Annotated in this window: 19 protein-coding genes; 10 read left to right on the plus strand and 9 right to left on the minus strand. The window is 63.1% G+C overall.

Features of this window, described 5'->3' with window-relative positions; all coding sequences use genetic code 11:
- Positions 1-40 precede the first annotated feature (40 nt).
- From AC07W7_RS05940 to AC07W7_RS05955, 4 genes are all read right to left on the minus strand, one after another.
- On the minus strand, positions 41-1,291 hold the full coding sequence (locus AC07W7_RS05940) for an OprD family porin (protein ID WP_495038915.1): 1,251 nt from the start codon (positions 1,289-1,291) through the stop codon (positions 41-43).
- A 166-nt stretch (positions 1,292-1,457) separates the two neighbouring features.
- A complete protein-coding gene (gene adeC / locus AC07W7_RS05945; protein ID WP_076964920.1) occupies positions 1,458-2,915 on the minus strand; it encodes an AdeC/AdeK/OprM family multidrug efflux complex outer membrane factor in 1,458 nt (485 codons plus the stop codon).
- Positions 2,915-6,082 (minus strand): efflux RND transporter permease subunit, encoded by a 3,168-nt coding sequence (locus tag AC07W7_RS05950; RefSeq protein WP_495038916.1) that lies wholly within the window; start codon positions 6,080-6,082, stop codon positions 2,915-2,917. The genes adeC and AC07W7_RS05950 overlap by 1 nt, the downstream gene beginning before the upstream one ends.
- A 3-nt stretch (positions 6,083-6,085) precedes the next feature.
- A complete protein-coding gene (locus tag AC07W7_RS05955; protein ID WP_495038917.1) occupies positions 6,086-7,225 on the minus strand; it encodes an efflux RND transporter periplasmic adaptor subunit in 1,140 nt (379 codons plus the stop codon).
- A 265-nt stretch (positions 7,226-7,490) separates the two neighbouring features.
- Between AC07W7_RS05955 and AC07W7_RS05960 the strand changes: the two genes are divergently transcribed.
- Positions 7,491-8,123 (plus strand): TetR family transcriptional regulator, encoded by a 633-nt coding sequence (locus AC07W7_RS05960; RefSeq protein WP_495038918.1) that lies wholly within the window; start codon positions 7,491-7,493, stop codon positions 8,121-8,123.
- Positions 8,124-8,375: 252 nt separating this feature from the next.
- Here AC07W7_RS05960 and AC07W7_RS05965 read toward each other — a convergent pair whose 3' ends face one another.
- Genes AC07W7_RS05965 through AC07W7_RS05975 form a run of 3 tightly spaced genes read right to left on the minus strand, consistent with a single transcriptional unit; the run spans position 8,376 to position 10,949 of the window.
- Entirely contained in the window at positions 8,376-9,431 is a 1,056-nt protein-coding gene (locus tag AC07W7_RS05965; protein WP_076964916.1) for an alkene reductase, read from the minus strand.
- A gap of 26 nt (positions 9,432-9,457) precedes the next feature.
- Entirely contained in the window at positions 9,458-10,624 is a 1,167-nt protein-coding gene (locus tag AC07W7_RS05970) for an MFS transporter (protein ID WP_495038919.1), read from the minus strand.
- Positions 10,625-10,634: 10 nt separating this feature from the next.
- Positions 10,635-10,949: an ArsR/SmtB family transcription factor gene (locus AC07W7_RS05975; protein WP_495038920.1), complete on the minus strand. Its 315-nt coding sequence runs from the start codon at positions 10,947-10,949 to the stop codon at positions 10,635-10,637.
- A gap of 154 nt (positions 10,950-11,103) precedes the next feature.
- On the opposite strand from AC07W7_RS05975, the gene AC07W7_RS05980 reads away from it, so the two are divergent.
- Complete coding sequence (locus AC07W7_RS05980) at positions 11,104-11,688, plus strand: acyl carrier protein phosphodiesterase (RefSeq protein ID WP_495038921.1); 585 nt, start codon at positions 11,104-11,106, stop codon at positions 11,686-11,688.
- A gap of 89 nt (positions 11,689-11,777) precedes the next feature.
- Here AC07W7_RS05980 and AC07W7_RS05985 read toward each other — a convergent pair whose 3' ends face one another.
- Positions 11,778-12,569: a lysophospholipid acyltransferase family protein gene (locus AC07W7_RS05985; RefSeq protein WP_169865466.1), complete on the minus strand. Its 792-nt coding sequence runs from the start codon at positions 12,567-12,569 to the stop codon at positions 11,778-11,780.
- Positions 12,569-13,324: an L-ornithine N(alpha)-acyltransferase gene (gene olsB / locus AC07W7_RS05990; protein ID WP_057439788.1), complete on the minus strand. Its 756-nt coding sequence runs from the start codon at positions 13,322-13,324 to the stop codon at positions 12,569-12,571. The genes AC07W7_RS05985 and olsB overlap by 1 nt, the downstream gene beginning before the upstream one ends.
- Positions 13,325-13,454: 130 nt before the next feature.
- Here olsB and AC07W7_RS05995 point away from each other — a divergent pair, with 130 nt between their 5' ends.
- The 8 genes from AC07W7_RS05995 to AC07W7_RS06030 all read left to right on the plus strand — a co-directional run bounded on the left by AC07W7_RS05995 (position 13,455) and on the right by AC07W7_RS06030 (position 21,429).
- Positions 13,455-14,333 (plus strand): acyl-CoA dehydrogenase middle domain-containing protein, encoded by an 879-nt coding sequence (locus AC07W7_RS05995; RefSeq protein ID WP_495038922.1) that lies wholly within the window; start codon positions 13,455-13,457, stop codon positions 14,331-14,333.
- 132 nt (positions 14,334-14,465) lie between these two features.
- The gene (locus AC07W7_RS06000) at positions 14,466-15,548 is read left to right on the plus strand and encodes a serine hydrolase domain-containing protein (protein ID WP_495039000.1); all 1,083 of its coding nucleotides are present in this window, start codon (positions 14,466-14,468) and stop codon (positions 15,546-15,548) included.
- Positions 15,545-15,859, plus strand: a complete 315-nt coding sequence (locus AC07W7_RS06005; RefSeq protein ID WP_169865470.1) for an amidase — start codon at positions 15,545-15,547, stop codon at positions 15,857-15,859. The genes AC07W7_RS06000 and AC07W7_RS06005 overlap by 4 nt, the downstream gene beginning before the upstream one ends.
- Positions 15,860-15,967: 108 nt before the next feature.
- Positions 15,968-17,143 (plus strand): M20 aminoacylase family protein, encoded by a 1,176-nt coding sequence (locus AC07W7_RS06010; RefSeq protein ID WP_495038923.1) that lies wholly within the window; start codon positions 15,968-15,970, stop codon positions 17,141-17,143.
- Between the two features lie 58 nt (positions 17,144-17,201).
- A complete protein-coding gene (locus tag AC07W7_RS06015; protein ID WP_495038924.1) occupies positions 17,202-18,512 on the plus strand; it encodes a citrate-proton symporter in 1,311 nt (436 codons plus the stop codon).
- Entirely contained in the window at positions 18,509-19,945 is a 1,437-nt protein-coding gene (locus AC07W7_RS06020) for an amidase (RefSeq protein ID WP_495038925.1), read from the plus strand. The genes AC07W7_RS06015 and AC07W7_RS06020 overlap by 4 nt, the downstream gene beginning before the upstream one ends.
- A gap of 55 nt (positions 19,946-20,000) precedes the next feature.
- A complete protein-coding gene (locus tag AC07W7_RS06025) occupies positions 20,001-20,771 on the plus strand; it encodes an IclR family transcriptional regulator (RefSeq protein WP_076964906.1) in 771 nt (256 codons plus the stop codon).
- A gap of 67 nt (positions 20,772-20,838) precedes the next feature.
- Positions 20,839-21,429 (plus strand): YceI family protein, encoded by a 591-nt coding sequence (locus AC07W7_RS06030; RefSeq protein ID WP_076964905.1) that lies wholly within the window; start codon positions 20,839-20,841, stop codon positions 21,427-21,429.

The raw sequence follows: 21,429 nt of genomic DNA on the forward strand, positions 1-21,429 counted from the left end.
GTTGGCAAACCGCGGGGTCTTTTTGCCGTTTTTCCAAGCATTACAAAAGGCTGATGGGATAGCTGACGATCAAGCGGTTTTCATCGAACTCATTGTTGCTGTAGTCCCGGCGCATGCTCGAATTGCGCCAGCGCAGGGTAAGGCTTTTCAGGCTGCCGCTTTGCACGGTGTAGCCCACTTCGCTTTCCCGGCCCCATTCCTTGCCGTCGCTGACGGTGGCGGTGTGCACGTTGCTGCCGCTGATATAGCGGTTCATCAAGGTCAGGCCCGGCACGCCGAGGGGGGCGAAGTTGTAGTCATGGCGCACCTGCCAGGATTTTTCCTCGGCATTGTCGTAGCTGGCGTTGAAGCTGTCGTTGGCCAGGGTGCCGCCGCTGGTGCCATTGACCCGCATCCACGCGCTGTTGCCGCTAAGTTTTTGCAGGCCGACGTAGAAGGTGTGGCCGCCGTACCTGGCCGAGAACAGGCCGGACCAGGTCTTGTTGTGCAGCTTGCCGGCCCGGGCGCTGCCGTCGTCCTGGCCGTAGAAGAAGCCGAGGTTGGCGCCCAGGGTCCAGTCGCCCACGGGCTGGCTGTGGGTCAGGTTGAGGTATTGCTGGCGGTAGATGTCCTTGAGCTGGGCATTCCATACGCCGAGCTGGGTGCGTTTGTCGTTGAACGCATATTCGGCGCCCTGGAAGTTGAAGCGATCGGAGGTGAATGCGGTTTTACCGAACATCGACATGTCCGTCATGCTGCTGTCGTCACGCGGGCTGTTGGCGCGGAACTGGCCGCCATACAGGGTCAGGCCGGCGATCTCTTTGGAGGTGATCTGCCCGCCGCGCAGGGTTTGCGGCAGGGAGCGGCCGTCGTCCGAACGCAGGATCGGCAGCACCGGCATCCACTCGCCGACTTTCAACTCGGTCTGGGAAATCCGTGCCTTGAACGCCACCCCCAGGCGGCCGAAGTTGTCCGCCGGTTTGCCATCATGATCCAGGGGCAGCAATTGGGTGCCACTGGAGCCGCCGCCGCCGTCGAGCTTTTGCGAATACATGCCCAGCACATCCACCCCGAACCCCACGGTGCCCTGGGTGAAACCGGACTTGGCATCGAGGATGAAACTCTGCGTCCACTCCTGCGCGCCGCCCTGGGCCTTGGTCGGGTGGGTGAAATTGCGGTTGAAGAAGAAATTGCGCAGGTTGAGGTGGGCGCTGGCATCTTCCAGAAAGCCGTGTTCCTCGGCGACAGCGGGAAGGGCAAGGCTGGCGACAGCGGTAGCCAGCAAGAGCCGGCGAGGGTGCAAGGTGTTCATGGCGTGGAACCTGTTGTTATTGGTGGTTTTCAGGTGCGGGCCATGGTGCGGGGCGTGAGTGGGGCGGTTCAATTGGGGGAGGGCGGGTTTTGGGCGGTGATCGAACGAAACTGTGCGTCCATGAAAAAGCCCACCAAAAGGTGGGCTTCGTGTGTGGCTACGCCGCTTAGAACAACTTGAGCTTCGGCGCTTCTTCTTTCACCGGCTCATTTTTCGCGGTCTGTTCGTTCCAGCCGCCACCGAGGGCCTTGTATAAGGTCACTTCGCTGGTCAGTTGGGCCAGGCGGTCGGTGATCAGCGTTTGCTGGGCAGCGAACAATTGGCGCTGGGCGTCGAGGAAGGTCAGGTTGCTATCCACCCCAATCCGGTAACGACGCTCGGCCAGGCGGTAGTAGTCCTGGTTGGCCTCGACGAAATCACGCTGGGCCTGCAACTGTTGGTTGTAGGTCGCACGTGCTGCCAGGCCGTCGGAGACTTCCTGGAACGCGGTCTGGATCGACTTCTCGTAGGTGGCGACGTTGATCTCTTTCTGGATCTTCGAGTAGTCCAGGCTGGCGCGCAGGCTACCGGCGTTGAAGATCGGGATGTTGATCTGCGGCGCGAACGACCAGGTGCCCGAGCCGCCCTTGAACAGGCCGCCGAGGTCCGGGCTCAGGGTGCCGGCATTGGCGGTCAGGCTGATGCTCGGGAAGAACGCCGCCCGTGCCGCGCCGATATTGGCGTTGGCCGCCTTGAGGTTGTGCTCGGCCTGCAGGATATCGGGGCGACGTTGCAGCAGGTCCGAAGGCAGGCCAGCCGGTACTTCGCTCAACAGGTCGTCGGACAGCGGCTGGGTGGCGAGATTCGCCGGCAGGCCGGTGCCCAGCAGCAGGGTCAGGTTGTTTTCGTCCTGGGCTACCTGGCGGGTGTAGCGGGCCAGTTGCACGCGGGCGCTTTCAACCGAGGTGCGGGCCTGGCTCAAGTCCAGGGCCGAGGCCACGCCGACTTCGTTGCTGCGCGAGGTGAGCTTGAAGCTCTGCTCGTACGCCGCCAGGGTGTCCTGGGTCAGTTTCAGCAGTTCCTTGTCCGCCTGCCAGGTCAGGTAGGCGTTGGCCACGCTGGCTACCAGGCTGATCTGCGTGCTGCGGCGTGCTTCTTCGGTGGCGAAGTACTTCTGCAACGCTTCTTCGCTCAGGCTGCGCACCCGGCCGAACAGGTCCAGCTCATAGGCGTTGATCCCGAGGGTCGCCGAGTAAGAGCTGGTGATGTTCGACTCGCCGGTTTGCGAGGCCCGTGCCGGAACGCGCTGGCGGTTGCCGCTGCCATTGACGCCGACGGCCGGGAACAGGTCGGCACGCTGGATACGGTACTGCGCGGCAAAGGCGTCGATGTTCAGCGCGGCGACGCGCAGGTCACGGTTGTTCACCAGCGCGACCTGGATCAGCTGTTGCAGGGCCGGGTCATGGAAAAACTGCTTCCAGCCTTGCTCGGCAGCGGCCTGGCTCGGCGCCTGGGCCGACGAATACGCCGGCCCCTGCGGGAACTGGGCGGCAACCGGTGCTTCAGGTCGCTGATAGTCAGGGATCAGCGAGCAGCCACTGAGCACGAATGCGGTGACTGCCAGGGAAAGTAGCGACTTGCGCATTAGCCAGCCTCTTTAGGAGTGTGCGGTGTATCGGACTTGTCAGTTTTTTTGCGGCTGCCAATGGCAGACACGGTCACAAAGAACAGTGGCACCCAGAAGATCGCCAGGACGGTGGCGGTGATCATACCGCCAATTACCCCGGTCCCGATTGCGTGCTGGCTGCCTGAACCAGCGCCCGAGGAGATCGCCAGCGGCAGTACGCCGAGGACGAACGCCATGGACGTCATGATGATCGGACGCAGGCGCATGCGGGACGCCTCGATGGCTGCCTCGACGATACCCTTGCCCTGTTCATGCAGCTCCTTGGCGAACTCTACGATCAGGATGGCGTTCTTCGAGGCCAGGCCCACGGTGACCAACAGCCCCACCTGGAAGAACACGTCGTTGGACAGTCCTCGCAGGCTGGTCGCCATCAGTGCACCGATCACGCCCAGCGGTACCACCAGCACTACCGCAATCGGAATCGACCAGCTTTCGTACAACGCTGCCAGGCAGAGGAACACCACCAGCAGCGACAGGGCGTACAACGCCGGTGCCTGGGAGCCGGACAAGCGTTCTTCGTACGACAGGCCGGTCCAGGCATAGCCCACACCCGCCGGCAGTTGCTTGGCGATGCGTTCGACCTCGGCCATGGCGTCACCGGTGCTGTAGCCCGGTGCCGGTGTACCGAGGATTTCCATTGCCGCTACACCGTTGTACCGCGACAGTTTCGGCGAGCCGTAGATCCATTTGCCAGAGGCAATTGCTGAAAGTGGCACCATTTTTCCGTCATTGGCGCGCACGAACCATTTGTTCAGGTCTTCCGGGGACATCCGGCCAGCAGCCTCGCTCTGCACATAGACCTTCTTCACCCGGCCACGGTCGATAAAGTCGTTGACGTAGCTGCCACCCAGGGCAATCGCCAGGGTCTGGTTGATGCTCGACAGGCTGATGCCCTGGGCACTGGCCTTCTCGTCATCGATGGTCAGCTCGTACTGCGGCTCATCGTTGACGCCGTTGGGGCGCACGCCGGCGAGGATCTTGCTTTGTGCAGCCATGCCGAGGAACTGGTTACGGGCGTTCATCAACGCTTCGTGACCCACACCGCCCTGGTCTTGCAGGAACACGTCGAAACCGGTGGCGTTACCCAATTCCAGTACCGAAGGCGGCACGATGGCAAATACCATGGCGTCCTTGAAGGTCTGGAAGAAGTAGCCCTGGGCACGCTTGGCCACCTCGAACACCGACAGCGAGGCATCCCGCTCGTCCCACGGCTTGAGCATGACAAACGCCAGGCCCGAACTTTGGCCACGACCGGCGAAGTTGAAACCGTTCACGGTAAAGACCGACTTCACGGCCTTGCCTTCGCCCGGCTCGCCTTCCTTGTCGTTCAACAGGAACGCGCGCATTTCGTCGATGACCACTTGCGTACGCTCGGCCGAAGAACCGACCGGTGTTTGCACCTGGGCGAAGATCACACCCTGGTCTTCCTCGGGCAGGAACGCGCTTGGAATCCGGGTGAACAGCCAGATCATGCCGGCAAAGATGATCAGGTACACCAGGAACGAAGGTGCCTTGTGCTTGATCATGTTGCCCACGCCGCGCTCGTAGCTCAGGACGCCACGGTCGAAGGTGCGGTTGAACCAGCCGAAGAACCCGCGCTTGGGCTGGCCATGTTTTTCGGGGTCGATCGGCTTGAGCATGGTGGCGCACAGGGCCGGGGTGAAGATCAGGGCAACCAGCACCGACAGGGCCATCGCCGACACAATGGTGATGGAGAACTGTTTATAGATGACCCCCGTGGAGCCGCCAAAGAACGCCATCGGCAGCAGTACCGCCGATAGGACCAGGGCGATACCCACCAGGGCCCCCTGGATCTGGCCCATGGACTTGACCGTCGCCTCCTTGGGCGACAGGTGCTCCTCGGCCATCACCCGCTCGACGTTTTCCACCACCACGATCGCATCGTCCACCAGCAAGCCGATGGCCAGGATCATGCCGAACATGGTCAAGGTGTTGATGGTGAAGCCGAAGGCCGCAAGGATACCGAACGTACCCAGCAACACCACCGGTACAGTCATGGTGGTGATGATGGTGGCGCGAAAGTTTTGCAGGAACAGGTACATCACCAGGAACACCAGGACGATCGCCTCGATCAGGGTATCGACAACCCCGGAAATCGATTCGGTCACCACTGGGGTGGTGTCATACGGAACCACCGCCTTCATGCCCGGCGGGAAGAACGGCTCCAGGGACGCGACCGTGGCACGGATGGCCTTGGCGGTGTCCAGGGCGTTGGCGCCCGAGGCCAGCTTGATCGCCATGCCGGAGGCCGGCTTGCCGTTGAACTGGGCGCTGATGCTGTAGTTCTGGCCACCCAGCTCGATACGGGCGACATCGCCCAGGCGTACTTGGGAGCCGTCGGCGTTGACGCGCAGCAGGATCTTTTCAAACTGCTCGGCGGTCTGCAGGCGGGTCTTGCCGATGATGGTGGCGTTCAACTGGGTGCCGGGCAGGGCTGGCAGGCCGCCCAATTGGCCGGTGGCCACCTGGACGTTCTGCGCGGAGATGGCACTGCTGACATCCACCGGGGTCATCTGGAAGTTGTTCAACTTGGCCGGGTCCAGCCAGATACGCATGGCGTACTGGGAACCGAAGACCTGGAAGTCACCCACGCCAGACGTCCGGGAAATCGGGTCCTGGATGTTGGAAACGATGTAGTTGGACAGGTCATCCTTGGTCATGCTGCCGTCTTCGGACACCAGGCCGATCACCATCAGGAAGTTCTTCACCGACTTGGTCACGCGGATCCCCTGTTGCTGCACTTCTTGCGGCAGCAATGGGGTCGCCAGGTTCAGCTTGTTCTGCACCTGGACCTGGGCGATGTCAGGGTTGGTCCCCTGGTTGAACGTCGCGGTGATGGTCATGCTGCCGTCGGAGTTACTGTCCGAGGCCACATAACGCAGGTTGTCGATACCGTTGAGTTGCTGCTCGATCACCTGCACCACGGTGTCCTGCACGGTTTGTGCGGACGCGCCTGGGTAGGTCACCTGGATATCAATGGCGGTTGGCGCGATGGCCGGGTATTGGTTGATGGGCAACTTGAGGATCGACAAGGCCCCGACCAGCATGATCACCAGGGCGATTACCCAGGCGAAAATGGGACGGTCGATAAAAAATTTCGACATGTATTACTCCCCTTTGCCAGCGGCGGCAGGAGCAGTACCGGCGGGCTTGGCGTTGGTGGCTTCCTTCGCGTCAACCGTGATGCCCGGCTTGATGAACTGCAAGCCTTCGGTAATCACACGGTCACCGGCATTCAGGCCTTTTTCCACCAGCCAGTAGGCGCCGGCGGTACGGTTGGCCACCAGCACGCGGTGTTCGACCTTGTTGTCGGCGGTCACCACCAGCGCCGTCGGGATACCCCGGATATCGCGGGTCACGCCTTGCTGCGGGGCGAGGATCGCCTTGCTGTTCACACCGGCCTGCAATTGCGCGTGGACAAACATGCCCGGCAGCAGGGTGTGCTCAGGGTTGGGGAACACGGCACGCAGGGTGACCGAGCCGGTGGTCTGGTCGACCGACACCTCGGAGAACTCCAGGCGACCTTGCTGGCTGTATTCGCTGCCGTCTTCCAGGGTCAGCTTGACCATGGCGGCGTTTTCGCCGGCTTTTTGCAGTTGGCCGCTTTCCAGGTCGCGACGCAGTTTCAGCATCTCGGCGGAGGATTGCGTGACGTCGACGTAGATCGGGTCCAGTTGCTGGATCACCGCCATGGCGTCGGCCTGGCCATTGCTGACCAGCGCGCCTTCGGTGACCGAAGAACGCCCGATGCGCCCGGAGATCGGCGCGAACACCTTGGTATAGCGCACGTTGATCTGGGCGCTCTGCAGGTTGGCTTCCGAGGTCAGGCGGTTGGACACGGCGGTGTCGTATTCCTGACGGCTGACCGCCTGCTCGTTGACCAGTTGCTTGTAGCGGTCGGCAATCGACTTGGTCTGCTGCAGGTTGGCCTGGGCGCTTTTGAGCGTGGCTTCATAGACCGACGGATCGATCTGGTAAAGCTGCTGGCCTTCCTTGACGTCGCCGCCTTCCTTGAACAGGCGCTTGAGAATGATGCCATTGACCTGGGGCCGGACTTCGGCGATGCGGAACGCAGTGGTGCGCCCCGGCAATTCGGAGGTCAGGGTATAGGCTTGAGGTTGAATAGTGACCACGCCGACCTGAGGGGTTTGAGCGGGCGGTGCCGCTTCTTCCTTTTTACATCCGCTGAGCAGCGATGCCAGGGCGACGGCAGTGACCAGAGCGGTAACAGCTGGCTTAAGTTGCATGAAGATCCTCGGGTCAGGCGCGTTTGATACGCACAAGAAGTGTGGAAGGGTAAAAAACAGGCAGTGAGTAGATAAGTAGCTTGCTAGGCAATATACTTACGTTCATGGTTGTTTGTAAACTCTTGACAGGCTTCGCGGATTCCTGACAAAGCAACGCTGCAAGCCTCGATTCTAGTACGTTCGCCGCCCATGAAGGCGTCGTCCCATAATTATTCAGAAGGTGGTTATCCACCCCCGCACGTGTCCTGATTGAGGTGTTACTGCCATGGTTCGTCGTACCAAAGAGGAAGCTCAGGAAACGCGCAGCCAAATACTTGAAGCCGCCGAGCAAGCCTTTTATGAGCGCGGTGTTGCGCGCACGACGCTGGCGGATATCGCGGCGCGGGCCGGCGTGACGCGGGGCGCGATTTACTGGCATTTCAGCAACAAATCGGACCTGTTGCAGGCACTGCTCGACACGCTGCACGAACCCCTGGATGAATTGGCCAGGGCCAGTGAAAGCGAGGATGAGGTCGATCCGCTGGGCTGCATGCGCAAGCTGCTGATCCATCTTTTTCATCAGGTGGCCCTGGACCCGAAGACTCGGCGCATTAATGAGATCCTGTTCCATAAGTGCGAATTTACCGATGACATGTGCGACATGCGCCGTCAGCGCCAGACCCACAGCCTTGAGTGCAACCTGCGCATCGTCCTGACACTGCGCAATGCAGTCCACCGCGGGCAACTGCCGGAAAACCTCGACACCGCTCGCGGAGCAGTGTGCATCCATGCCTATATCAATGGGCTGGTCGGTCAGTGGCTATTGGTGCCGGACAGCTTTGAGCTGTATCAGCAGGCCGAGTGCCTAGTGGATATCGGGCTGGACATGCTGCGCCTGAGCCCCAACCTGCGCAATTGATACAAAATGCGTAATTGCGTCCGCTTGTGTCAACAGTAAAGCCCAAGGACGGTCAATCATCCTTCCGGCTTATTTGTGGGGTGACGTTATATACGTGCTGGGGTCGGGTTGAAAGGTAGCCGGCTAAGTATTTTGTAGCGATATTGTTGCATTGCTGTGAAGGAGTGTTACTGAACCTGTGGGCGCGCGATTGCTTCACGATCCAATAAAAAGCCCCGGCTCTTGCGAGCCGGGGCTTTTGCGTTGCCGCGCTCAGAGCGCCAGGGTCGGGTAGTCGATGTAGCCGACCGGGCCTTGGGTGTAGAAGGTCTGCGGGTTGGCTTCGTTCAGCGGCGCATCGGCCTTAAGGCGCGCCGGCAGGTCCGGGTTGGCGATAAACGGTACGCCAAACGCCACCGCATCGGCCTTGCCCGAGGCCAGCCAGGCATTGGCGCTGTCTTTGGTGAAGAGCTCGTTGGCAATGTACGGCCCGCCGAACGCGGCTTTCAATTGCGGACCCAGGCTGTCGCCGGCTTCTTGCTCGCGGGCGCAGATAAAGGCGATGCCGCGCTTGCCCAGTTCACGGGCGACGTAGGTGAAGGTTTCTGCCAGGTTGTCATCGCCCATGTCATGCAGGTCGGCCCGTGGCGATAAATGCATCCCCACGCGGCCAGCGCCCCAGACTTCGATCAGCGCATCGGTCACTTCCAGCAACAGCCGTGCACGGTTTTCCAGGGAGCCGCCGTACTCGTCGGTACGCTGGTTGGTGCTGCTTTGCAGGAACTGGTCGAGCAGGTAGCCATTGGCGCCATGCACCTGCACCCCGTCAAAACCGGCGGCCTTGGCGTTCTCGGCGCCCACGCGGTAGGCGTCGACGATATCGGCGATTTCCGCGGTTTCCAGGGCGCGTGGGGTCGGGTAGTCCGCCAGTGGGCGCATCAGGCTGACATGGCCGGCCGGCTGGACCGCACTCGGCGCCACCGGGGTTTCGCCGTTCAGGTAGGCCCCGTGGGAGATCCGCCCCACATGCCACAGTTGCAGGAAGATCTTGCCGCCTGCGCCGTGCACCGCCTTGGTGATGTTGGTCCAGCCGCGCACCTGGTCGTTGGACCAGATGCCCGGGGTGTCCGGGTAGCCCACGCCCATCGGCGTCACCGAGGTGGCTTCGGTGAGGATCAGCCCGGCAGAGGCCCGCTGCACGTAGTATTCAGCCATCAGGGCATTGGGCACGCGGCCAGCGTCGGCACGGCAGCGGGTCAGGGGCGCCATGATGATGCGGTTCGACAGCTGCACATCACCCAGTTTGATCGGATCGAAAATAGTCGTCATCGCAAATACTCGTCTGTTCTAAGTGATTAATGGGTCGCAGGGGCCAGGTTGGCATCGCTGCTTTGGTGGAACGTGATCAACGTGACCAGCAGCGCCAGGATCGCCAGGGCTGCGGCGGCCAATGGCACGCTGGTCAGGCCGAAACCGTGGGCAATCACACTGCCGCCGACCCAGGCGCCGAGGGCGTTGCCGATATTGAAAGCGCCGATATTGAGGGTCGAGACCAGGTTGGGCGCGGCCTTGCCGAAGGTCACCACGTTGATCTGCAGCGCCGGCACGGCGGCAAACGAAGCGGTGGCCCAGAGGAACAGGGTGATTTCGGTGGGGATGATGGCGACGCTGGTCCAGGTCAGTGCGGTGGACACCACGGCCATGCTGATAAATACGCCGATCAGGGTGGCCGCCAGGCGCTTGTCCGCCAGTTTGCCGCCGATGATATTGCCCACGGTCAGGCCCAGGCCGATCAGCAGCAGGGTCCAGGTCACACCTTTGGGTGAGATGCCGGTGACATCCCCCAGCAACGGCGCGACATAGGTGAAGAGGGTGAACATCGATGCGGCAAACAGTGCGGTCATGCTCAGCGACAACCAGATCCCGTCCCCCTTGAGGGCTGCCAGTTCGGCGCGCATATCGAGTTTTTCTTCATCGCGCTTGGCCGGCAGGAAGCGGATCAGGCCGATCAGTGCGATTACGCCAATCACCGTCACGGCCCAGAAGGTCGAGCGCCAGCCGGCTTCCTGGCCCAGCGCGGTGCCCAGGGGCACGCCGAGCACGTTGGCCAGGGTCAGGCCGGTAAACATCAGGGCCACCGCCGATGCGCGCTTGTTGGCCGGCACCAGGTTGGCGGCCACCACCGAGCCAATGCCGAAGAAGGCGCCGTGGCACAACGCAGTCACCACCCGGGCAAACATCAGCACGTTGTAGTCACTGGCCAGGGCGCAGAGCAGGTTGCCGATAATGAAAATACCCATCAACGCGACCAGGGCCGCCTTGCGCGGCAGCCTGGCGGTGGCCAGTGCCATAAAGGGCGCACCGATGGCCACGCCCAGGGCGTAGCCGGTCACCAGCCAGCCGGCGCCTGGAATCGACACACCGAGGTCGGCCGCCACATCGGGCAACAGGCCCATGATGACGAATTCGGTGGTGCCGATGGCGAAGGCGCTTAAGGCCAGGATGAGTAGCGAAAGAGGCATGTGGGGTCCTTTACAGCGGTGGGCTGAGTTCTTCGGCAAGGGCTTGGATAAACCCTTGGATCACGTCTTCATTACGGCGGAAAAAGTGCCACTGCCCGACTTTCTGGCTGCTGATCAAGCCTGCCCGTTGCAGGGTGGCCAGGTGCGCCGACACGGTGGACTGCGACAGGCCGCAGCGCTGGTCGATCTGGCCGGCGCAGATGCCGTACTCGTGGTTGTGCACTTGCTCGGGGAACTGCACTTTCGGGTCTTTCAGCCAGTTGAGAATGTCTCGCCGTACTGGGTGTGCCAGGGCTTTTATTATGTCGTCGAGGTCAATGGACATGGCAGGGCTCGGTGTGGGTAAAACGTTATATCGCGATGAGGCGAACTTTAAATCGCTATATCCCGATATACCAATACGATTTTGATCTTGTAACCGCATAAATCTGTATATCGGGTTATAACGATACGCTGGCGGCAGTGCTAAACTGCGCGTCATGAATTATCTCGCACATCTGCACCTTGGCGGCCAACTTCCTGCACAACTGCTGGGCAGCCTCTATGGAGATTTCGTCAAAGGCCACCTGCAGGGCCAGTACCCCCCGCAAATCGAGGCGGCGATCCAGCTGCATCGCGCCATCGACCGCTTTACCGACAGCCACCCCTTGGTGGGGCAGGCGTTGTCACGGTTCACCCTGACCCGGCGCCGCTATGCGGGGATCGTCCTCGATGTGTTCTTCGACCATTGCCTGGCGCGCGATTGGGCACAGTATGCCGACCAGCCACTGGAACGCTTTACCTCCCAGGTGTACCGGGTGCTCGCGGCCGAACCGCAACTGCCGGGGCGCCTGGCGCAGATTGCCCCTTATATGGCGGCGGATGACTGGCTGGGCTCCTACCGCGAGTTCGCGGTGATGGAGCACGTGCTGCGGGGCATTTCCCGGCGCCTGAGCCAACCCCAGGAACTGGGCCAGGCGATGCAGGAACTGCGGGTGCTGTATGAGCCGTTGAGCGAGGATTTCCGGGTGTTCTATCCCCAATTGCAGGCCTATGCAGATAGTCAAATATCCACGCCGATCTAATGTGGGAGCTGGCTTGCCTGCGATAGCGGTGTATCAGTCGCCACTGCTATCGCAGGCAAGCCAGCTCCTACATTTTTTGCGTGTTTGCTTCAGGCCGCATACGCCGGCCGAACCGGCACCTGCTGGCTTTGTGGCACCGGCCCAAACAACGCCTTCTGCACCGCCTGCTGCGCCTGGTACGCCAGCGCCGCACGCTCCTGTCCGGCACAGGCAATGGGTTTAAGCAGATGAATCTCAACGTCGCCCTGATCATGGGCAAACAAACGCATCAGGTGCGAGAGCAAATCATCGTCACCAATAAACGGTGCGAGCGGATCAACCTGCCCATCGCGCAAATAACGGATCGCCACCGGCTGTAGCGCCACCTCGGCATCAATCGCGCTGGCCAGTAGCCGGCCATGGAAGGTGCGCAGGCTGCGGCCATCGGTGGTGGTGCCTTCGGGGAACATCAGCAGCGGGTGTTTTTGCTCCAGGTGACGGGTCATCTGCTTGCGGATCAATTGGCTGTCCCCCGAGCCGCGGCGGATAAACAGGCTGCCGGCCTTGGCCGCCAGCCAGCCGGCCACCGGCCAGGTGCGCACCTCGGCCTTGGACAGGAATGACAGCGGCGTCACCATGCCCAGCAGCGGGATATCGGTCCAGGACACATGGTTGCTGACCCACAGCATCGGCTGTTGCGGCAGCTCACCGTGCACGGTCACGCGAAAGGGCAGGGCGTTGCTCAGGCGCGCCATGAAAAACCGCGACCAGCGCTGGCGCCGCACCATGGAGTTGGCGATTCCCAGGCGCTCGAACAGGCCAAATACCCCGGCCATGCTCAAGCCCAGGCTTACCACCAGCAGTACGCGGGCGATCCGCCCGTAGACCCGTAGGCGGCCCATCACATGGCCGCCTTGAAGTGGCGCGCATAACGCGGGCACAACTCGTCGCGCTTGAGCAGGATAAACACGTCGGCCACCTGGAAGTCCTCGTCCCAGCACGGCTCGCCGCAGATCTTCGCGCCCAGGCGCATATAGGCCTTGAGCAGTGGCGGCATTTCGGCGATGACGTTGGACGGCAGGTCCAGGCTCGGCAGGGGCTTTTTCGGTTCGGCGCGCAGGTGTTCGTTGCACAGGTAGCGTTCGCGCAGGCGCTGCATGATCGCGTGGGCCTGGATGCCGCCGTCGTGCATCGGGATGCTCGCGCACCCCATCAGGTAGCTGTAGCCGCCCTGGTTGAGGACTTCGGCCAACTCGCCCCACAGCACCGCGATAGTGCCGCCGTTGCGGTAGGCCGGGTCGACACAGGTGCGGCCGATCTCCAGGATCGGCCCCTGCAAATGCAGCAGGCCGTGGAGGCTGAATTCTTCTTCGCTGTAGAACCGGCCCAGGGTGCTGGCCGCCTGGTGATCCAGCAGCCGGGTGGTGGCAACCAGTCGCCCGGTGTTCAAGTCCCGTACGCCAATGTGGCTGCAGTGAACATCATAGTCATCCATGTCCAGGCCCAGTTCTGCGCCTTTGAGCTTGGCATTGAACTCGCCGCTGAAAACGCTGAAACGCAAGGCCTGGGCTTCCTGCAAGGCCTGGGCGCCGATCAGGCGTTCGGCTTGCAGACGGCGTTCATTGCCGGTGTCACTGATGCGGGCGATCTGAGTCATGGCGAGTCTCCAGGTGCCGGCCAGGGTTGCGGCCAGTCGACTTTGTTGTGCAAAGTCAGGCTATGTACCCCCGGTGTCATCTCCATGAATCTACGGTGACGCTTAGATGACAGCCCCCAAGGAGCCTTCCATGCCCTGGCACGCTTTGCTCGACCGACCTGCCCGACTGCCCGCCCACGCTAACCTGGCCGAGGGCTACAGCGTTTTATTGCAACGCCTGGGGCAGGTCACGCCCTTCGAGTTGGCGACCCAGGGCGCGCGCCTGATGGCCACGCCCGGCCTGGCGTTTCTGGTGGGCTATCAAGCGGCGTTGCGCGCGTTATGGCCCAGCGCGCCCCACAGCCTGGGCGCCCTGTGTGCGACCGAACAGCGCAGCCTGCGCCCGCTGGACATGCAAACGCGCCTGGACGACCTGCGCCTGAGCGGGCGCAAGGACTTCGTCACCGCCGGCGATGCCGCCGACTGGCTGTTGATCGCCGCCCGCTGCGAGGCTGCCGATGAAAAGCCGCGCCTGACCCTGGCCGTGGTGCTGGCCGGCGAGCCCGGCGTACGGGTGGAACCCTTGCCCGCGATCCCCTTGATGCCCGATATCAGCCACGGCCGCGTCCACCTCGACCATGCCGCCTGCGAGCGCTTGCCGGGGGATGGCTGGGACGATTACGTCAAACCCTTCCGCACCCTGGAGGACACCTATGTACTGAGCGCGATGACCGCCTGGCTGCATGGCATCGGCCAGGAGTGTGCCTGGCCCCAGGCCCTGCGCCTGCAGTTACTGGCGTTGCTGGCCGGCTGCGCCGAGGTCATTCGCCAACCCAGTGCATCGGCGGCGGGGCATGTGGTGTTGGGGGGATTGTTTGCGCAGTTCGAGGCGCTGAAGCCACAGATCAATCAAGCGATGGCCGAAGGGGCGTGGGCCGCCATGTGGCAGCGCGACCAGGCCGTGCTGGACCTGGCCGCCAGCGCCCGGGCCAAGCGCCTGGAAAAAGCCCTGAACCCAGCCCCCCGCTGACTGTGGGATGAGCGTGTGTGTGCGGGCAAGCCCGCTCCCACTGGCATTACGGAGTGGCTCCCAGGCCTGTCGCCAAACCGTCATTTATCTGCATTAGGCTCGCGGGCTTGAATGCCCCCCGAGTATTTGTCCATGGTCAAAGGCCTGCTGTGCGTCGCCTGGCTGCTGTTCACCGCTACCGCACATGCCCAGGCCTGGCCGGCGAAGGATTGGCCCCTGGGCCCGCAACTGGCCGGCCCCGCCGTCAAGGCGCTGGAGGACTATGCCTTCCCGGCGCGCAATGACATCACCCGCGACGGCATTCGCACCGACGCACTGCTGGTGATCCGCGACGGCACCATTATTTATGAGCGCTACGCCGCACCCACCACGGCCACCACGCCACACCTGACCTGGTCCATCAGCAAAAGCCTGATGGCCACGGTGCTGGGCGTGGCCTACGGTGAAAACCGCTTCAAACTGAGTGACCCGGCCGCGCGCTTTTATCCGCCAATGAAGCAACACCCAACCATCACCCTGGCGCACCTGCTGAACTGGGCCTCGGGCCTGGACTGGCAGGAAGACTACGAATACGCCCCGCTGAAATCCTCGGTGGTGGCCATGCTCTACACCCGTGGCCGCGCCGATATGGCGGAGTTTGCCGCCCAGAGCACTCCCTTCGCAGCACCAGGCCAGGCCTTTCGCTACTCCAGCGGTGACAGCAATCTCGTGTCTGCCGCCCTCAAGGGCATGCTCGGGCACAAGGCCTATGTCGATTACCCGTGGACCGCGCTGTTCACGCCTTTGGGCATGCGCAGTGCGACGTGGGAAAGCGATGCCACTGAAACCTTCGTTGCCTCGTCCTATGCCTACCTCACTGCCCGCGACCTGGCGCGGGTCGGCTTGTTGATGGCACGGGACGGGCGTTGGGGCGAGCGGCAATTGCTGCCCAAGGCCTGGGTCGACTTCAATCGCCAACCCCTGGCGCAGTACACGGCGGGCCAGGACGAAGCCGTGCCCGGCGGCCACTGGTGGCTCAACCGCCAGGTACAGGGCGCCGCCAGGCCCTGGCCGGATGCGCCCGCCGATACCTTCGCGGCCCTGGGGCATTGGGGCCAGGCGTTGTATGTGTTGCCCGAGGCCAAGCTGGTGATCGTGCGCTACGGCGACGACCGCGATGGCCGCTATCGCCACAACGAACTGCTTAAGCGCGTGCTTGCGGCGGTACAACCATGATCCGGCGCCGTCCGTTTAGCAGCCTGTTGCTCCTGCTGTTGCTTGTCTTGCTGGGGTGGCTCTGGCATGAGCGCGTCAACCTGCAAGCCTTCCCCGACATCATCGCCGCCTACACCGCCAAGGAGTACTGCTCGTGCCGGTATGTGGCGGGCAACCCGGCGGACTATTGCCTGGGTTACGTGAAGCAATACATCCCCACCAGCGCGTTTGCCGATCACCCGGACACCCGCCTGGTCACCGCCAGCGGCCTGGGCCGCAGCCACAGCGCCCAATGGCTGGGCGAGCGCCAGGGTTGCCGCCTGCTGCCCTGAGGTTCCACAGGGTGGAACCACCTTTGATTGTCCTCGCACGCCCATCGCGGTTATCTGTGGTGGTGCCACAAAAAAGAACGGGAATACCCGCCTGCGAGGAGAATCACCATGCGCCCACACCAGCACATCCTGGATTGGCTGAGCGATGTCGCCAGCGACCTGCACGCCGTGCGCCAGGACATCCACGCCCACCCTGAACTCGGGTTTGAAGAAAACCGCACTGCGGCCCTGGTCGCCCAATCCCTGAAAAACTGGGGTTTTGAGGTGCATACCGGCATCGGCCACACCGGTGTGGTCGGCGTGCTACGCAATGGCCGCAGCACGCGCACCCTCGGCATCCGCGCCGATATGGACGCCTTGCCGATCATCGAAAACACCGGCGTCGCCTACAGCAGCCAACACACCGGCTGCATGCATGCCTGCGGTCACGACGGTCACACCACCATGCTGCTGGGCGCTGCGCGCTACCTGGCGGCGACGCGTCAGTTCGACGGCACCCTCAACCTGATCTTCCAGCCGGCCGAAGAAGGCCAGGGCGGCGCCGAAGCGATGCTTGCCGATGGCTTGCTGGAGCGCTTCCCCTGCGACGCGTTGTTCGGCATGCACAATATGCCCGGCTTGCCCGCCGGCCACCTGGGCCTGCGGACCGGGCCGATGATGGCTTCCCAGGACCTGCTCACCGTGACCCTCGAAGGCGTCGGCGGCCACGGCTCCATGCCGCACCTGACTGTGGACCCGTTGGTGGCCGCCGCCAGTACGGTGATGGCCTTGCAGACGGTGGTGGCGCGCAATATCGACGCCCAGGAAGCGGCAGTGGTGACCGTCGGCGCCCTGCAAGCGGGGCAGGCTGCCAACGTGATTCCCCAGCAGGCCATCCTGCGCCTGAGCCTGCGCGCCCTCAATGCGCCGGTGCGCGAGCAGATGCTGGAGCGGGTCAAGGCAATCATCCAGACCCAGGCCGCCAGCTTTGGCTGTACCGCGCAGATCGAACATCGCCCGGCCTACCCGGTGCTGGTCAACCATGGCGCCGAAACCGAGTTCGCCCGCCAGGTCGGCATTGCCTTGCTCGGTGACGCGGCGGTCGACGCCAATACGCCCAAGTTGATGGGCAGTGAAGACTTCGCCTGGATGCTCCAACGCTGCCCCGGCAGCTACCTGTTTATCGGCAACGGCGTGTCGCGGCCGATGGTCCACAACCCTGCCTATGACTTCAACGACGAGATCCTGCTGACCGGCGCCGCCTATTGGGGCGCCCTGGCCGAGAGCTGGCTCAAGCCGGCCTGACCACCTGCCTTTTTCCTGCCGCTGGACCTTTCCTCAACAGGTTGAATGGAGTGTTCTCATGCAGACTTCAATAAAAGGCGTGTCCCGCACCCGGCAAGTGGTCGCGGCGGTGGTCGGCAACGCGCTGGAGTGGTACGACTTCATCGTCTATGGCTTTCTGGCCAGCATCATCGCCCGGCAGTTCTTCCCCTCGGACGATGAGTACGCCTCGCTGCTGATGGCCCTGGCCACCTTCGGCGTGGGCTTCTTTATGCGCCCGGTGGGCGGCATCCTGCTCGGCATGTACGCCGACCGCAAAGGCCGTAAGGCCGCCATGCAGTTGATTATCCGCTTGATGACCGTGTCCATCGCGCTGATCGTGTTTGCGCCCAACTACGCCGCCATCGGCATGGGCGCGCCGCTGTTGATCGTGGTGGCGCGGATGCTCCAGGGCTTTGCCACCGGCGGCGAATATGCCAGCGCCACGGCGTTCCTGGTGGAAAGCGCACCGGCCCATCGCAAGGGCCTGTACGGCTCCTGGCAATTGGTCGGGCAGTGCCTGGCGGTATTTGGCGGCGCGGCGATGGTGGCGTTGGTCACCCACTTCTTTTCCCCAGAGACCCTCGACCTGTGGGGCTGGCGCCTGCCGTTTGTGTTCGGCCTGCTGATCGGCCCGGTGGGCTTGTGGATTCGCCGGCACATGGAAGACCCCGAGGAATTTATCCAAGCGCGCAAACAGGCCACCGGCCCGGCACCGAGCCTGATGACGGTGCTGCGTGAGCATCGGCGCAGCATCCTGGTGAGCATGGGCCTGGCCTGCGGGGCGACGGTGTCGTTCTATGTGGTGCTGGTGAATATGCCGACCTTCGCCCACAAGAACCTTGGCCTGCCGCTGGATCAGGTGTTGATGGTGCAGATGTTCGCCGTGGCGTTGATGACCGTGGTCATTCCCTTGTCCGGCCTGCTCTCGGATCGCCTGGGCCGACGCCCGGTGTTGATGGGCTTTACCCTGGCGTTCTTCGTGATGGTCTATCCGCTGTATGTGTGGGTTGCGGCGGCGCCGTCCATCGAGCGCCTGCTGGTGATGCAAGTGATGCTGTGCACCGTCATCGGCGGCTTCTTCGGCCCGGCGCCGACGGCCCTGGCCGAGCAGTTTCCCATCGAGGTGCGCTCCACCGGCGTGTCGGTGGCCTATAACGTGGCGGTGATGGTGTTCGGCGGTTTCGCCCCGCTGATTGTCACCTGGTTGAGCAAAGAGTTGGGCACACCGGTCGCGCCGGCGTTTTATGTGCTGTTTGCTTGCGTGCTGACGCTGCTGGGCACCTACTGCATGCAGGAAGCGCCAAGGGCCGCGGCGCCGGCGCGTTTTGCCAGGGGAGTGAAACCTTGAACATCGTTGAACTGGATGCGCTCGGGCTGTCCCGGGCGATCCATGCCCGGCAGGTGTCCTGCCACGAAGTGATGCAGGCCTACCTGGCGCAGATCGCGCGCCTGAACCCCTCGGTCAATGCCCTGGTGTCGTTGCGTGACGAAGCCGATGTGCTGGCCGAAGCCCGTACCTGTGACCTTGAGCTGGACCAGGGCCGTTCCCGTGGCTGGATGCACGGCATGCCCCAGGCCATCAAGGACCTGGCGGCGACCAAAGGCCTGCGCACCACCCTGGGTTCGCCCCTGTTCGCCGAACAGATGCCCACCGAAGACGCGATCGCCGTGGCGCGGGTGCGGGCCAGCGGCGCGATTATCATCGGCAAGAGCAACGTGCCGGAGTTCGGCCTGGGTTCGCAGACCTACAACCGCGTATTCGGCACCACCGGCAATGCCTACGACCCGGCCTTGGCGGCGGGTGGCAGCAGCGGCGGGGCGGCGGTGGCCCTGGCGTTGCGCATGCTACCGGTGGCTGATGGCAGCGACATGATGGGCTCGCTGCGCAACCCGGCGGCGTTCAACAATGTGTTCGGCCTGCGCCCGTCCCTGGGCCGCGTGCCCCATGGCCCGGCGCCGGAGGTGTTTGTCCAGCAACTGGCCACCGAGGGCCCGATGGGCCGCAGTGTGGCGGACGTGGCGCAACTGTTGAGCATCCAGGCCGGGTATGACTCGCGGGTGCCGTTGTCGCTCAAGGACGATCCCCGCGTCTTTGGCACGGCGTTGGCCCGGGATTTCAAGGGCGTGCGCCTGGGCTGGCTGGGGGACTACAACGGCTATCTGCCGATGGAAGAGGGCGTGCTGAGCCTGTGTGAATCGGCCCTCGGCGATTTCAGCGCGCTGGGTTGCGCGGTCGAAAGCTGCCAGCCGGACTTTTCCATGGCGCGCCTGTGGCAAACCTGGCTGGTCCATCGTCATTGGCTGGTGCAGGGCACGCTGGGGGCGGCGTATGCCGACCCGCAAAAACGTGCGTTGCTCAAGCCCGAAGCCCAATGGGAGGTGGAGGGCGGCCTGGCCCTGAGCGCGGCGGATGTGTATCAGGCGTCGCTGGCGCGCAGTGACTGGTATCGCGCCCTGGCCAGGTTGTTTGAACGTTACGATTTCCTGCTGTTGCCCACCGCCCAAGTGTTCCCTTTCGATGCACAACAACCCTGGCCACGCGTCGTGGCAGGGCAAGCCATGGACACCTATCACCGCTGGATGGAGGTGGTGATCGGCCCGACATTGGCCGGCTTGCCGAGCATGAGTGTACCGGTGGGCTTCAACCCGCAAGGCTTGCCCATGGGCCTGCAAATCATCGGCCCGGCCCAGGCGGATCGCGCCGTGCTGCAACTGGCGTATGCCCATGAGCAACTGACGCACTGGGTGCAGCGCCGCCCCCCGGAATGCCTGGGCGGGTGACGGCCTGTATCTTGCTGTGAAATTCGTTCATCCACCCGCAATCGGAGATCGAGCCATGGGCAGCAACGTCGACACAGGGACTGTACGTTCAGTGGAGCGGGCACTGGCCATCATCGAGCTGCTGGGCGAGCACCAGGCCCTGGGGCTTGAAGAACTGCATTACCTGACCTGCCTGCCCAAGGCCACGGTGTCGCGGATGCTGCTGACCTTGCAGGAACAGGGCTGGATCTATCGCGGCCTGAGCGACCGGCGCTATCGCCTCAGTGCCCAGCGCTTGTTTGGCGATACCCAGCAACGCTTCAAGCGGCGCCTGGTGGAGTGCGCGGCGCCCTGGCTGGTGGAACTCAGCGAACGCACCGGGCTGGTGGCGGATCTGTCGAACTTTGACGGCGAGCGCCTGGAAGTCATGGAAAGCGCGATCCCCACAGTATTGCGCAAGCTGTACCCGAATAACTGCCAGATCGTTGGCCAGCATGCCAGCCTGTTCCATTCGGCCATGGGCAAGGCGTGCCTGGCCGAGCTGGCGGCTGACGAGGTGCAGCGCTTGGCCTGTCGCGAACAGGTGGCGGCCGACGATCAGTACCGCGCCTGCGAGCAATCCCAACACCAGGGGTTTGGCCAGCGCACCGAAGGGTACTGGGAATACCCGGTGCGCTTGCCATTCCTGATCCGCGCGGTGGCGTTGCCGGTGCGGGCCAATGGGCGGTTGGTGGGGAGCATGGCGCTGCATTGGCCCATGCACCAGGCGCCGGTGGAGCGGGTGTTGAGTTTGCATCTGGCGAGCCTGGAGGCGACCGTGCAAGGGGTGCAGCACGCACTGGTCTAAACATTGCGTACAACAAGCCGGCCAGTTAAGGTTTGTGCAGGTTTTTCTGCGCGCGAGTGTTTAATTAATGTTCAACGCATCCGTCTTCAAGCCCCTGGCCTTCCTGCTGCTGGCCGCTGCCGCCATGCCTGCGCAGGCCGCCTGGTATCTGGATAACGAATCCTCACGGCTGTCGTTCGTCACCACCAAGAACACCGATATTTCCGAAGTCCAGCGCTTCCTGGTGCTGCACGGCAAGGTCGACGAGAAAGGTGCCGCGCAGGTGGAAGTCGAGTTGGAGTCGATCAACAGTGGCATCCCGCTGCGTGACGAGCGCATGCGCAACGAGCTGTTCCAGATCAAGGCTCAGCCCAATGCGCTGATCAACGCGCAAATCAACCTGCAGCCGCTCAACGACCTGGCCACCGGCGCGCAGCTGGAGTTGCGCCTGCCGCTGTCGGTCACCCTGCATGGCAAGACCCAGGCCTACAACGCCGAATTGCTGATCACGCGCCTGGACGACCGGCGTTTCCAGGTGGTGACCCTGGAGCCGTTGGTGCTGCATGCCAGGGATTTTGACCTGCTCGCCGGTGTCGAGACCTTGCGCAAGGCTGCCGGCCTGGATGCGATCAGCCTGTCGGTGCCGGTGGGTGCGGTACTGATTTTCACGGCGCGCTGA

The sequence above is a fragment of the Pseudomonas sp. GW821-FHT01D09 genome, assembly GCF_059422465.1.

What these genes read in the sequence shown, in the direction of transcription:
- AC07W7_RS05940 (WP_495038915.1), bottom strand. Translation starts at nt 1,291, where the DNA reads ATGAACACCTTGCACCCTCGCCGGCTCTTGCTGGCTACCGCTGTCGCC.
- AC07W7_RS05950 (WP_495038916.1), bottom strand. Translation starts at nt 6,082, where the DNA reads ATGTCGAAATTTTTTATCGACCGTCCCATTTTCGCCTGGGTAATCGCC.
- AC07W7_RS06030 (WP_076964905.1), top strand. Translation starts at nt 20,839, where the DNA reads ATGTTCAACGCATCCGTCTTCAAGCCCCTGGCCTTCCTGCTGCTGGCC.
- AC07W7_RS06010 (WP_495038923.1), top strand. Translation starts at nt 15,968, where the DNA reads ATGCGCCCACACCAGCACATCCTGGATTGGCTGAGCGATGTCGCCAGC.
- adeC (WP_076964920.1), bottom strand. Translation starts at nt 2,915, where the DNA reads ATGCGCAAGTCGCTACTTTCCCTGGCAGTCACCGCATTCGTGCTCAGT.
- AC07W7_RS05995 (WP_495038922.1), top strand. Translation starts at nt 13,455, where the DNA reads ATGCCCTGGCACGCTTTGCTCGACCGACCTGCCCGACTGCCCGCCCAC.
- AC07W7_RS05970 (WP_495038919.1), bottom strand. Translation starts at nt 10,624, where the DNA reads ATGCCTCTTTCGCTACTCATCCTGGCCTTAAGCGCCTTCGCCATCGGC.
- AC07W7_RS05985 (WP_169865466.1), bottom strand. Translation starts at nt 12,569, where the DNA reads ATGGGCCGCCTACGGGTCTACGGGCGGATCGCCCGCGTACTGCTGGTG.
- AC07W7_RS05965 (WP_076964916.1), bottom strand. Translation starts at nt 9,431, where the DNA reads ATGACGACTATTTTCGATCCGATCAAACTGGGTGATGTGCAGCTGTCG.
- AC07W7_RS06000 (WP_495039000.1), top strand. Translation starts at nt 14,466, where the DNA reads ATGGTCAAAGGCCTGCTGTGCGTCGCCTGGCTGCTGTTCACCGCTACC.
- AC07W7_RS05980 (WP_495038921.1), top strand. Translation starts at nt 11,104, where the DNA reads ATGAATTATCTCGCACATCTGCACCTTGGCGGCCAACTTCCTGCACAA.
- AC07W7_RS05960 (WP_495038918.1), top strand. Translation starts at nt 7,491, where the DNA reads ATGGTTCGTCGTACCAAAGAGGAAGCTCAGGAAACGCGCAGCCAAATA.
- olsB (WP_057439788.1), bottom strand. Translation starts at nt 13,324, where the DNA reads ATGACTCAGATCGCCCGCATCAGTGACACCGGCAATGAACGCCGTCTG.
- AC07W7_RS05955 (WP_495038917.1), bottom strand. Translation starts at nt 7,225, where the DNA reads ATGCAACTTAAGCCAGCTGTTACCGCTCTGGTCACTGCCGTCGCCCTG.
- AC07W7_RS06015 (WP_495038924.1), top strand. Translation starts at nt 17,202, where the DNA reads ATGCAGACTTCAATAAAAGGCGTGTCCCGCACCCGGCAAGTGGTCGCG.
- AC07W7_RS05975 (WP_495038920.1), bottom strand. Translation starts at nt 10,949, where the DNA reads ATGTCCATTGACCTCGACGACATAATAAAAGCCCTGGCACACCCAGTA.
- AC07W7_RS06005 (WP_169865470.1), top strand. Translation starts at nt 15,545, where the DNA reads ATGATCCGGCGCCGTCCGTTTAGCAGCCTGTTGCTCCTGCTGTTGCTT.
- AC07W7_RS06025 (WP_076964906.1), top strand. Translation starts at nt 20,001, where the DNA reads ATGGGCAGCAACGTCGACACAGGGACTGTACGTTCAGTGGAGCGGGCA.